This window comes from Pedococcus sp. 2YAF34, from assembly GCF_052114585.1.
Lineage (GTDB): Bacteria > Actinomycetota > Actinomycetes > Actinomycetales > Dermatophilaceae > Pedococcus.
Window position 1 is genome coordinate 21,763 of record NZ_JBFRFA010000040.1, and the last position, 10,702, is coordinate 32,464.

At 73.6% G+C, this 10,702-nt stretch carries 11 protein-coding genes; 3 read left to right on the forward strand and 8 right to left on the reverse strand.

Translation table 11 applies throughout. The annotated features are described in order from the left end of the window. Positions 1 to 10: 10 nt before the first annotated feature. The gene (locus AB4Z02_RS16555) at positions 11 to 526 is read left to right on the forward strand and encodes a hypothetical protein (protein ID WP_441972331.1); all 516 of its coding nucleotides are present in this window, start codon (positions 11 to 13) and stop codon (positions 524 to 526) included. On the opposite strand, the gene AB4Z02_RS16560 is transcribed toward AB4Z02_RS16555, so the two are convergent. Genes AB4Z02_RS16560 through AB4Z02_RS16590 form a run of 7 tightly spaced genes read right to left on the reverse strand, consistent with a single transcriptional unit; the run spans position 523 to position 5,767 of the window. After that, a complete protein-coding gene (locus AB4Z02_RS16560; protein WP_056883958.1) occupies positions 523 to 1,212 on the reverse strand; it encodes an endonuclease/exonuclease/phosphatase family protein in 690 nt (229 codons plus the stop codon). The two genes, AB4Z02_RS16555 and AB4Z02_RS16560, sit on opposite strands and share 4 nt — an antisense overlap. Next, positions 1,209 to 2,174 (reverse strand): ROK family glucokinase, encoded by a 966-nt coding sequence (locus tag AB4Z02_RS16565; RefSeq protein ID WP_056883957.1) that lies wholly within the window; start codon positions 2,172 to 2,174, stop codon positions 1,209 to 1,211. Before AB4Z02_RS16565 ends, AB4Z02_RS16560 begins: the two co-directional genes overlap by 4 nt. Continuing rightward, positions 2,171 to 3,127 (reverse strand): ROK family glucokinase, encoded by a 957-nt coding sequence (locus tag AB4Z02_RS16570; protein ID WP_056883956.1) that lies wholly within the window; start codon positions 3,125 to 3,127, stop codon positions 2,171 to 2,173. Before AB4Z02_RS16570 ends, AB4Z02_RS16565 begins: the two co-directional genes overlap by 4 nt. Next, the gene (locus AB4Z02_RS16575; RefSeq protein WP_056883955.1) at positions 3,124 to 3,696 is read right to left on the reverse strand and encodes a hypothetical protein; all 573 of its coding nucleotides are present in this window, start codon (positions 3,694 to 3,696) and stop codon (positions 3,124 to 3,126) included. Before AB4Z02_RS16575 ends, AB4Z02_RS16570 begins: the two co-directional genes overlap by 4 nt. Continuing rightward, entirely contained in the window at positions 3,689 to 4,933 is a 1,245-nt protein-coding gene (locus tag AB4Z02_RS16580) for an ArsA family ATPase (protein ID WP_441972334.1), read from the reverse strand. The genes AB4Z02_RS16575 and AB4Z02_RS16580 overlap by 8 nt, the downstream gene beginning before the upstream one ends. A gap of 26 nt (positions 4,934 to 4,959) precedes the next feature. Next, complete coding sequence (locus AB4Z02_RS16585) at positions 4,960 to 5,406, reverse strand: SRPBCC family protein (RefSeq protein ID WP_056883953.1); 447 nt, start codon at positions 5,404 to 5,406, stop codon at positions 4,960 to 4,962. 10 nt (positions 5,407 to 5,416) lie between these two features. Continuing rightward, on the reverse strand, positions 5,417 to 5,767 hold the full coding sequence (locus tag AB4Z02_RS16590) for a hypothetical protein (protein WP_056883952.1): 351 nt from the start codon (positions 5,765 to 5,767) through the stop codon (positions 5,417 to 5,419). A 111-nt stretch (positions 5,768 to 5,878) separates the two neighbouring features. Between AB4Z02_RS16590 and AB4Z02_RS16595 the strand changes: the two genes are divergently transcribed. Both AB4Z02_RS16595 and AB4Z02_RS16600 read left to right on the forward strand, forming a co-directional pair. Then, positions 5,879 to 7,678, forward strand: a complete 1,800-nt coding sequence (locus tag AB4Z02_RS16595) for an AMP-dependent synthetase/ligase (protein ID WP_056883951.1) — start codon at positions 5,879 to 5,881, stop codon at positions 7,676 to 7,678. Positions 7,679 to 7,694: 16 nt separating this feature from the next. Continuing rightward, positions 7,695 to 9,194, forward strand: coding sequence for a hypothetical protein (locus AB4Z02_RS16600; protein WP_441972336.1), 1,500 nt, complete (start codon positions 7,695 to 7,697; stop codon positions 9,192 to 9,194). Between the two features lie 52 nt (positions 9,195 to 9,246). Here the strand turns inward: AB4Z02_RS16600 and AB4Z02_RS16605 are convergent, their stop codons facing one another. Further along, positions 9,247 to 10,566 (reverse strand): hypothetical protein, encoded by a 1,320-nt coding sequence (locus AB4Z02_RS16605; protein WP_056883949.1) that lies wholly within the window; start codon positions 10,564 to 10,566, stop codon positions 9,247 to 9,249. Between the last annotated feature and the right edge of the window lie 136 nt (positions 10,567 to 10,702).

Below are 10,702 nucleotides of genomic sequence, written 5' to 3' on the forward strand. Positions count from 1 at the left end.
GGAAGAGCCCATGGGCGACAAGGACGTGGACGCGCAGTTCGCGGACATCGTCGCGCACTGGGACGATGTCCAGTCGCTGCCGGACAAGCCGGAGCACCGCGGCGTCAACCCCCCGCTCGACCCCGAGCCGTCGGACTCCGGCCAGGGCGTCAACCCGCCGCCGACGCGCCCGTTCGTCGTGTGGCGCGGCGCCGAGCAGCACCCCGAGCCGACCCCGCAGGACCGCGAGGGCGGTGCCGAGCACGCCGAGCCGGCCGAGCTCGCCGACTCCGAGGACGACGAGCACTTCGAGCCCTTCCCGACGGCCCCGCTGCCGCCCCAGGAGGACCACCAGTTCTGGGGCATCATCGTCGGCCTCGTCGCCGGTCCGGTGCTGCTCCTGTGGCTCGTGATGTTCCGGCCCGACGTGAGCGACTGGTGGACCCTCGGCGCGCTCGGCCTGACGGTGGGCGGCTTCGTCCTGCTCGTGCTGCGCCAGCCGGGTGACCGCGACGAGGACGGCCCCGACAACGGCGCGAGGGTCTAGCCCCGGGCGCTGACCGGCCCGAGGTCGAGGTCGACCCAGACCGGCCGGTGGTCGCTGGCCGCCACGACGTCCATCTCGTCCAGGGCGACGTCCCGGTGCGGCAAAACCGTGAGGCCGGGCGAGGCGAACACGACGTCGAGCAGCCTGCGCGGCGACGGGGCCGGGTAGGTCGGCGCGGTCGGCGACACGAGCCGCAGGGGCTCGGCGAACCGCTGCCAGGCCCGTCCGGTCTCCCCCTCGTTGAGGTCGCCCGCCAGCAGGACGGGCCCGCCGCCGGAGACGGCCCGAAGGATCTGGCCGGCGTGCCGCTCGCGCTCGGCCGCGTCGAGGCTCAGGTGCACCGAGGCGACCACCAGCGGCGGGTGACCTGCCGGGGCGACGGCGATGACGGCATACCCGCGGGTGCGCTTGAGGGCGGCGACCCGCAGCCGGTGGTGGTGGGACTCGCGCACGTCGACGCGCAGGGAGGTGAACACCGTGGTGCCGCCGCTCCCCCGGTGCCGACCCGACCAGTACATCCCGCACTCGGCCGCGAAGGCGGACACGCGCCAGGAGGCGAACAGCCGCCGCGGCACCTCCTGCAGGCACAGCACGTCCGGGTCGATGGCCCGCACGACGCGGCTCGCGGCGTGCCGGTCGAGGGTGAGGTCCTTGAGGTTGTAGGACGCCACCCGCACCGTGCTCATGTGTCGCGACGGGCCAGGTCCGCGGCGCCGATGAGGCCGGCGTCGTTGCCCAGCTGGGCGGCGACGATCTGGGCCTCCGGCCGGTACCCGCGTCCGGTGAGGTGCCGGCGGAACGTGGCCCGGGCGGGGGCGAGCAGCAGGTCGCCCGCGGCGCTCACGCCGCCCCCGATGACGAACGTGCCCGGGTCGAACGCCGCCGCGAGGTTGGCGATGCCGATGCCCAGCCACTGGCCGATCTCGCCGAGCAGCTCGGTCGCGGTCGGGTCGCCCTCCCGCGCTGCCTGGGTGATCAGCGGACCGGTGAGCGCCATCGGGTCGCCCTCGACGCGGTCGAGCAGGTCGGAGGCCACCGGGCTGTTGGCGGTCATGAGCGAGCGCGCCTCGCGGACCAGGGCGTTGCCGGAGGCGTACTGCTCCCAGCACCCGCGGTTGCCGCACTCGCAGCGCTGGCCGCCCGGCACCACCTGCATGTGGCCGAACTCGCCGGCGATGCCGTACCTGCCCCGGACCACCTGCCCGTCGAACAGCAGCGCACCGCCGATGCCGGTGCCCAGCGTGATCATCATGAGGTGCGTCTCGCCCTGCGCGGCCCCGAAGCGCCACTCCGCCCACGCGGCGGCGTTGGCGTCGTTGTCGACCGAGATCGGGACCGGTACGCGGCGCTGGAGGTTGGCCTCGAGCGGCTCGCCGCGCCACGACAGGTGCGGGGCGAAGACGACCGTGGCCCGGTCCGCCGCGACGAAGCCCGCTGCGCCGATGCCCACGGCGACCACCGGGTCCTCGGCGAGGTCGAGCAGCTCGCTCACCACCTCGACGATCGTGTCCTCCACCACCCCGGGACTCTTGGAGCGGTGGGGGGTGTCGCGCCGGGCCCGGGCGACGACCGTGCCGTTCTGCGCGACGAGGCCCCCCGCCACCTTGGTGCCGCCGATGTCGATGCCGACCGCGAGCCGCTCACTCATGATCCGATCCCTTCTGCCGCAAGGGCCGCGGCGCCGATGAGGCCCGCGTCGTTGCCGAGCGCAGCCGGCACGATCTCGGCCACCGGCCGGTGCCCCCGGCCAGTGAGCTGGCGACCGTACGCAGCCCGCGCCGAGCCGAGGAGGAGGTCACCGGCCGCGACCACGCCGCCGCCGATGACGATGAGCTCCGGGTCCAGGATCGCCGCCACCGAGGCCGCGCCCTCCCCGAGCCAGCGGCCGAGGTCGGCGAGCAGCTCGGTCGCGGCAGGGTCACCGGCCTGGGCGACGGCCGTGACGTCGTGGCCGCGCAGGGCTGCCGGGTCACCGCCGCAGGCGTCGGACAGCGCAGCGCCGAGCGGGGAGCCCGACGCCACGAGCTCACGGGCCTCGCGGACCAGGGCGTTGCCGGAGGCGTAGACCTCCCAGCAGCCGCGGTTGCCGCAGCCGCACCGGATGCCGTCGGGCACCACGCGCATGTGGCCGAGCTCGCCGCCGATGCCGTAGGCCCCGCGCAGCAACCTCGAGTCGACGACGACACCGCCCCCGATGCCGGTGCCGACGGTGACCAGCACCATGTCGTCGGCCTCGTACGCGGCGCCGTGGCGGAACTCGCCCCAGGCGGCGGCGTTGGCGTCGTTCTCGATGGTGACCGGCTGGTCGACGAGGGCCTCGAGGCGCATCTTCAGCGGCTCGTCGCGCCACGCCAGGTTGGGGGCGAACAGGACGGTCGAGCCGGTGCGGTCGATGAACCCGGCGCAGGCGACACCGACCGCCACGACGTCGCTGCGCGGTGCGGCGAGCTCGCGGACGACGTCGGCGACGTCGTGGGCGATCTGGTCAGGGTCCTGCGCGGGGGTGTCCCGGCGGCTGCGGGCGAGGATCTCTCCCGTCGCCGAGACGACACCGGCAGCGATCTTGGTGCCGCCGATGTCCACGCCGATCGTGACCGTCATACCGTTGCGCTCCCTTGGTCCTCGTCCTCGATGGTGATGTCCTGCACCCGGCCGGCGCGGTTGCCCGTCGCGGCTCCGGTGGCACGCTCCGTCCCACCCCGCGCTGTGCCCGCGCCGGCGCCGGTCCCCGCCGCGTTGCCCTGCCGTCCGTGCGTCGCGATGTCGCGCAGCGCGACCGTCAGGGTCGCCGCGAGGTCGGCCAGGCGGTCGACGGTCTCGGGGCGCACGGACCGCAGCAGCCCCAGGCCCTGGCAGACCGGGCACCACTGGCAGGTCAGCGCCGTACCGGCGCCGTTGGCGGCCCCACAGTGGGGGCACTGTCCCGAGGCCTGAGCCGAGCCGTGGCCCGACGCGTGGCCGGACCCGTGGTCAGCACCGTCCGCCCCGCTGGTCGCGCTGGTCCCGTCGGCGGTGGTCTCGTCCGTGGCGGCGCCCGGGTCACGAGCGTCGTCGGGCGCGGCATACCCGTGGGTGCTGGCCCAGCCCCCGAGGGCGTCGAGCAGCCGCGCGGCCTCCTCCGCCACGGAACCCACCGGCGGCGGTCCGGGACGGCCAGTGTCGTCAGCCACGCGGCCACACCTCCTCGTCGGGGACGAAGCGGACCCGCAGCATCCCGTCGCGCACGGAGGCCCCGTCGACCACGCATCGTTGCAGAGCCGCCGGGAGCGTGAGCACACGACGGTGCTCACCGACGGCGACGAGCAGCTCCTCGTCTCGGCGCTGCAGCCCGAGGTCCTTGGCGTGCGCCAGCGGCAGGGGAAGCGTGAGCGTGAAGCCCTCTGGCGTGCGCTCCACCCGCATACCGCGGTGGGCGACCGGGGCGAGCAGGTCGGTCCCCTCGTCCCCTGCCTGCGCCTGGGCCAACGTCGCGAGCGCGTCGGCGCCGATCGGCTCGGCGGCGAGGTACGGCGTGAGGACGACCGGGAGGCCGGCGAAGGACTCGCGCACCTCGACCAGCCCCGTGCGCTGGGCCGCGTTCCAGGACGCGCGCCACGCGTCGGGCTCCGTCGCTGCCAAAGGCCCGGCACCCGCCGTCGGCGGCTGCGCCGTCGCGTCTGGGAAGAGCCTGTTGACCACGACGGCGTCGACGACGAACCCGTACAACGACAGCGACGTCCAGGTGCGCCGCGACTCGGCGATGACGACCCGCTCGGGGGTCAGCACCAGGCGCACCGAGGTCTCGTCGCCGGTGAGGATGCGCTGCACGCGGCGCATCTGCCGCTGCCAGCCGGTGACCGCCTCGACGACCTCGGGCGCGGGCAGGGGCATCCCGGCAGCCGCAGCGGCTGCCGGCCGCAGGGTCCGGATCAGGCCGCGCTGGGCCGGCAGGAGCCGGTCGAGGTGCCAGGCGAGGGCTTCGGGGAGGGCGAGGAGGCGCAGGGTCTCGGCGGTCGGGGCGCAGTCGACGACGACGAGGTCCCACGGGCCGGACTCCACCTGCGCCCGGAGCTCGAGCAGCGCCGCGACCTCCTCGGCGCCCGGGAGCCGGGTGAGCTCCTCGGCCACGACGGGGTCGATGCCGAGGGTGTCGAGCAGCGACAGCAGGTAGTCCTGCACCACGCGCCAGGACTCCCCCAGCAGGTGGGGTGGGCTCACCTGCAACGCGGACAGCCCGGGCTCGACCTCGACGGGGCTCCCGGCGGACGACCCCCCGAGCGCGACCCCGAGGGTGTCGCCGAGGGAGTGGGCGGCGTCGGTGGACATCACGAGGGTCTTGACGCCCTCGCGGGCAGCCCGCACCGCGGTGGCCGCGGCGGTGGTGGTCTTGCCGACCCCACCCTTGCCGGTGAAGAGGATGACGCGCATGGGTGCGGTGACCGGCCGGTGCCGGCTCAGCCCTCGACGCGCTTCTTGAGCTCCTTGAGCGCGGTGTCGATGATGACCTTCTCGGCCTTGCGCTTGAGCATGCCGAGCATGGGGATCTTCACGTCGACGGCGAGCCGGTAGGTGACGGTGGTCCCGTCGGCGCCTCGCGCGGCCAGCGTGTAGGAGCCGTTCATCGCCTTGAGGACGGTCGCCTCCACGAGCGACCACGAGACCACGCCGGTCCCGTCCTGGTGCACGTCCCACTGGTAGTCCAGGACGTAGGTGTCCTTGATCGCGCCGGCGTCGAGGGTGAACTGCACCTGGTCTGCCCAGCCGTCGCCCTCCTCGGTGAGCACGCTGACCTTCTTGACCTCGGTGGCCCACTCCGGGTAGCTGTCGAAGTCCGCGATGACGTCGAGGACCTCGCCGGGGGTCGCGGCGATGTCGATGCTGGACTCCGTGCGGTCGGCCATGCGCCGAAGGCTACAACGACTTCCCTTCGAGCCGGTCCTTCAGTCCGTGGACCGCACGCTTCCACCGCAGGGTGTGGCGCAGGGCCACGTCGCGAGGTGCTCCATCACCCCTGGTGCCCCGCACGTAGTGGTGCACGACCGCGCCGTCCCACCACGGCTCGATCCACACCTCCATCTCGCCGACGACCTGCCCGGTGACCCGCCAGCGCAGCCCCTTCAACCCGCGGTCGCGGACCACCTGCCGGTGGAGGTGCGGCCACACCTGGTCGGCCCACGCGAAGTCGTCGAGCTGGCGGCGCACGAGGGCGGGGGCGGCGTCGACGAAGGTCTCGTCGACGATGTCGATGCGTCGGGACCTCACGGGCACCAGTGTTCCGCACGTCACCCCCGCCCGACGTGCCTGTCGCCCGCAGGCGTGCTACCGGTGGGTAGGCTGGAGGTCCGAGGCAGTGCCGCCGTCAAAGGAGTCTCCGTGCAGGAACACGTCGCGCCCCCACTCGTCGAGCCCACGACGAAGGGCAGTCTCGCCGACCTGCCGGCGCGCAACGCCGCCACCAACCCCTCGTTCATCGCGTTCTCCCGCAAGGAGGGCGGCGGCTGGGTCGACGTCACGGCGGCACAGTTCAACGACGACGTCCGGGCAGTGGCCAAGGGGCTCGTCGCGGCAGGCATCGCCCCCGGTGACCGTGTCGCCATCATGTGCAAGACCCGCTACGAGTGGACCCTCACCGACTTCGCCATCTGGACCGCGGGTGCGGTCACCGTGCCGATCTACGAGACCTCGTCGGCGGAGCAGGTGGCGTGGATCCTCACCGACTCCGGGGCCTGCGGCATCATGCTCGAGACCCCCTCCCACCAGGCGACGCTCGACGAGGTCCGCGACCAGCTGCCCGGGCTGCAGCACGTGTGGCAGGTCGACGCGGGGGCCATGGAGGAGCTCGAGGCGTCCGGCGCCGGGGTGAGCGACGAGCAGCTGGCCGAGGCCACGGCCGGTGTCGACCGCGGCAGCATCGCGACGATCATCTACACCTCGGGCACCACCGGGCGCCCCAAGGGCGTGCAGCTCACCCACGACAACTTCATGGCGCTGGCCGACAACGCCATCACCAAGCTCAAGGACGTGGTCAAGGCCGACGACGCCTCGACGCTGCTGTTCCTGCCGCTCGCGCACGTCTTCGCCCGGTTCATCCAGGTCCTCTGCGTCGCCGGCGAGGCGAAGATGGGCCACACCGCCGACATCAAGAACCTCCTCGAGGACTTCGGCGAGTTCAAGCCCACGTTCATCCTGTCCGTGCCGCGGGTGTTCGAGAAGATCTACAACTCGGCCGAGGCCAAGGCCACCGCCGAGGGCCGCGGCAAGATCTTCACGACCGCTGCCGACACGGCCATCGCCTGGTCGACCGCGCAGGACACCGGTGGCGCCGGCTTCGGGTTGTCGCTGCGGCACAAGGTGTTCGACAAGCTGGTCTACTCCAAGCTGCGAGCCGCCATGGGTGGCCGGGTCATGTATGCCGTGTCCGGCGGCGCGCCGCTCGGCACCCGCCTGGGCCACTTCTTCCGCGGCATCGGCGTCACCGTCCTCGAGGGCTACGGCCTCACCGAGACCACGGCGCCCGCCACGGTCAACGTCCCCGACCGCGTCAAGATCGGCACCGTCGGGGCCCCGCTCCCGGGCGTCGGCATCCGCATCGCCGACGACGGCGAGATCCTCATCCGCGGCAACAACGTCTTCGCGAGCTACCACAACAACGCCGACGCGACCGCGGGCGCGATCGAGGACGGCTGGTTCCACACCGGCGACCTCGGCGAGCTCGACGAGGACGGCTACCTGCGCATCACCGGGCGCAAGAAGGAGCTCCTGGTGACCGCCGGCGGCAAGAACGTCGCTCCCGCAGCCCTCGAGGACCGGCTCCGCGCGCACCCCCTGGTCTCCCAGTGCATCGTCGTGGGCGACCAGAAGCCGTTCATCGCCGCGCTGCTCACCCTCGACGAGGAGATGTACCCCGCCTGGGCCAAGAACAACGGCATCGCCGGGGTCAGCTTCGAGCAGGCCCGCACCGACGAGACGGTCCTCAAGGCCCTGCAGGACGCCGTCGACGACGCCAACAAGTCGGTGTCCAAGGCCGAGTCGATCCGCAAGTTCGCGGTGCTCGAGGGTGACTTCACCGAGGAGAACGGCTACCTCACGCCCAGCCTGAAGCTCAAGCGCAACATCGTCATGAAGGACTTCCACGACCAGGTGGAGGCCCTCTACTCCGGCGGCCGGGAGTGACCTCTACGGTCTAGGCATGCCCACCGGCGCGCCGACCTCACGACCCAGCCACGCCACCGTGTTCGCGGTGGCGTGGCTGGTGTTCTTCACCGTCCTGCAGTGGAGCGTCGTGCGCTACCGCGTCCCGATCGTGGCCACCCTCACGGTGGCGACCGTCGCGCTGGCCCTGTGGCAGTGGCGTGGCTGGCGCGTCGAGCTGACCCGTCCGGCGGTCGTGCTGATGCTTGCGGGGTCGGCCCTGGCCACCCTCCTCGTCCCCCTCTTCAGCTACCTCTCCCCCACCGGGCTCGCCGTCGCGACCAGCGCGCTCGTCGTGGGCCCCCTCGCCGTGGCCGCGCTGCTCGGTTCCCCGGGGACGACCTCGCGACGCAGTGCCCGCGCGGCAGGGGGCACCGCGGTCCTCGCGTACGTCGTGGCCGCCGCCACCGCGGTGCTCTCGTCCCCGCGGCCTCGCATCGACGTCTGGGTCACCCTGCAGCAGGCGAGCGACGCCCTGGCCCGAGGCGAGAACTTCTACGCCATGCGCTGGACCGGCTCCCCCGGCATCCAGGACGCCTTCACCTACCTGCCGTGGACAGCGGCCCTGCTCGCTCCCGGCCGCTGGCTCGCCGGGGACGTGCGCTGGGCGCTCACGGCCTGGACGCTGCTGGCGGTGGCCGGGGTCTTCTTCCTCACGCTGCACGTGCCGGGCGCGGTCTCGGCGGGTGCGGCCTCGCGGGGGACAGCCTCGCCGAGTCCGGCTTTCCCAGGTGCGATCTCTCCGGGGCCGGTCGCCACCCCCGTGGTCGCTCCGACGGCGGGTGCGCTGCCTCCGGTCTGGACGGCAGCGGCCGTCGCGGCGCTGCTGCTGTTCGCGCCGGGCACCCTCACCCAGCTCGACCAGGCCTGGACCGAGCCGCTCCTGTTCGCGGGCCTCGTGGGGTGGGCCGTACTGGTCCGCCGTGGACACGCGTGGTGGGCCGTGGTCCCCCTCGCCTTGGCCTGTGCCAGCAAGCAGCACCTGGCTCTGCTGCTGCCCGTGCTGCTCCTCTGGCGCCCCTTCGGGTGGCGCCGGACCGTCGCCACCGGCGCCCTCACAGGGGTCCTGATCGCGCCGTGGTTCCTCGCCAGCCCCGCGGACTTCGTCCACGACACCATCACACTGCTGCTGTCGTTCCACCCCATCAAGTTCGCCAACACGCTCTACCTGTTGGCGCTCAACACCTTCGGCGTGACCCTGCCCTTCTACGTCACCGGCGTCGTCGTGCTGGGCACGCTCGCCGCGGTGGCGGCGACGGTCTGGCGACGGCAGCCGCCGCTCGACGCCCTGCTGCGCTGGCTGGCGCTGGTGCTGCTCGTCGCCAACCTGGTCAACAAGCAGGCGTTCTACAACCAGTTCTGGCTCGTCGGCGCCCTCGTCGTCCTCTCCCTGGCCGCCGCTCCGCAGCTCGACCGCGTGGTCGGCGGAGAACCGCAGACACGCGCCCACGAAGAAGCACCCACCCCGGAGGGTGGGCGCGTGCCCTCACCGGGCTGACCGGCCGGCTGGCCCGGTCCGCGCCTGCCGCGTGTACAGCAGGCCACGTGGGTCAGGAGCCGGCCAGTCGCCGCAGGTAGGCGACCCAGTCGCGGGTGAAGGCAGCCTCCGTCGTGCCGAGGACGGCGGGGAACGCCGCCCTCGCGTTGGCGTCGGGGTCACCGGCGGAGTGGGTGCCGCGCGGGGTGGTCGCCACCGCCCGGTAGTACTTCACGAGCCCCGCCTCGCCCCGGCGGTCCACGATCCGGCACACCGCGAGCCAGGCGGCGTTGTAGCTGGGGGCGATGGTCGAACGGCCCGGGTCGAAGTCGGCCGGTCCCGGCAGGGCCTTCGGGCCGGCGCCTGCCCGCACCCGGTCGAGCAGCGCGGCTGCCACCTGCTGACGCGTGGCCCCGATGTCGCGGTAGCCCACGTAGTCGGCCAGGCCCTCGGAGAGCCACAGCGGCACCGGGCGGTCGGTCGTCGCCCTGACCGCCACGTGCGTCGCCTCGTGGGTGACGACGACCTGCCTGCCCTTGACCTCCAGCGTCGCGAAGGCGCCGGGGTTGACCACCACCCGGTCCGCGCCGGCCCGTCCGGTGGTGGCGATCGGGCCGTCCGTCACCGCCGCGACCTGTGACACCTGCCGCGCGTCCTGGCCGACCTGCTCGGCCATCTGCGCCGCGGTGGCGGGGACGACCAGCACCAGCCGGGCGTTCCAGCCCGACGACCAGACCGACCGGACGCGTGAGACCGCCAGGTCGCCGAGGCCGAGGTACGGACGCAACCTGTTCGCCGGCCCCGAGCCGACCACCAGGGTGGTCCCGCTGCGCAGCACCGTCAGCCGGGGCAGGTCCCACAGCTGCACCTGGGTGCCGCCATCGGTGTCGTCGGCGAGCTTCCACCGGCTGCCGCGCCGTACGGCGGTGAAGTACGACTCGAACTCCCGTGTTGAGGTGTCGTAGCCCGCGAAGCCGTAGCGCCCCGCCACCCGGGCCACCCAGGCGTCGGGTCCGAGCTGGGCCACCCGGTCGGGGCCGAGCGCAGGCGCCGGTTCCGGGGTGCCGTAGGTGAAGGTCCCCAGGGGCAGTCGTACGAGGGCGTCGTACTGGGCGAGCTGGCGCAGCCCGAACCCGGAGGTGGTGCTGTCGAGGGTCGCGGCGAACGCGGCCCGGTCGTGGGCCCGGACGGCGGCGGCCCGGCGGGTGAGCAGCGCCGCCAGGGCGTCCTCGCGCTCGACCGTCGGCGCCGCGGCGTTCTGCTGGGCCGAGGAGGCGGCAGCGGTCCGCGGTGGCGCAGCGGGACGCGAGGGCGAGGAGCACGCCCCGGCGAGCGCGACGGCCGTCAGCGCGGCCAGCGCCGCTCGGTAGGCGTGGCCCGCTCTCCGTCGCACGCTGCCATCGTAGGCAGCCCGGCCGGATCGGGTGCGCCGCCGGCCCGGGAGTCGCGCCAGCGGTGAGGTGCCTGGCAGCCCGGCGGTCCTGGACGCGCGGCCTCAGCCGACGGCGCGGGCGTGCGCCGCCCACGGC

Coding starts and splice junctions, on each gene's coding strand:
- AB4Z02_RS16555 (WP_441972331.1), top strand. CDS start 11: ATGGGCGACAAGGACGTGGACGCGCAGTTCGCGGACATCGTCGCGCAC.
- AB4Z02_RS16560 (WP_056883958.1), bottom strand. CDS start 1,212: ATGAGCACGGTGCGGGTGGCGTCCTACAACCTCAAGGACCTCACCCTC.
- AB4Z02_RS16565 (WP_056883957.1), bottom strand. CDS start 2,174: ATGAGTGAGCGGCTCGCGGTCGGCATCGACATCGGCGGCACCAAGGTG.
- AB4Z02_RS16570 (WP_056883956.1), bottom strand. CDS start 3,127: ATGACGGTCACGATCGGCGTGGACATCGGCGGCACCAAGATCGCTGCC.
- AB4Z02_RS16580 (WP_441972334.1), bottom strand. CDS start 4,933: ATGCGCGTCATCCTCTTCACCGGCAAGGGTGGGGTCGGCAAGACCACC.
- AB4Z02_RS16585 (WP_056883953.1), bottom strand. CDS start 5,406: ATGGCCGACCGCACGGAGTCCAGCATCGACATCGCCGCGACCCCCGGC.
- AB4Z02_RS16600 (WP_441972336.1), top strand. CDS start 7,695: ATGCCCACCGGCGCGCCGACCTCACGACCCAGCCACGCCACCGTGTTC.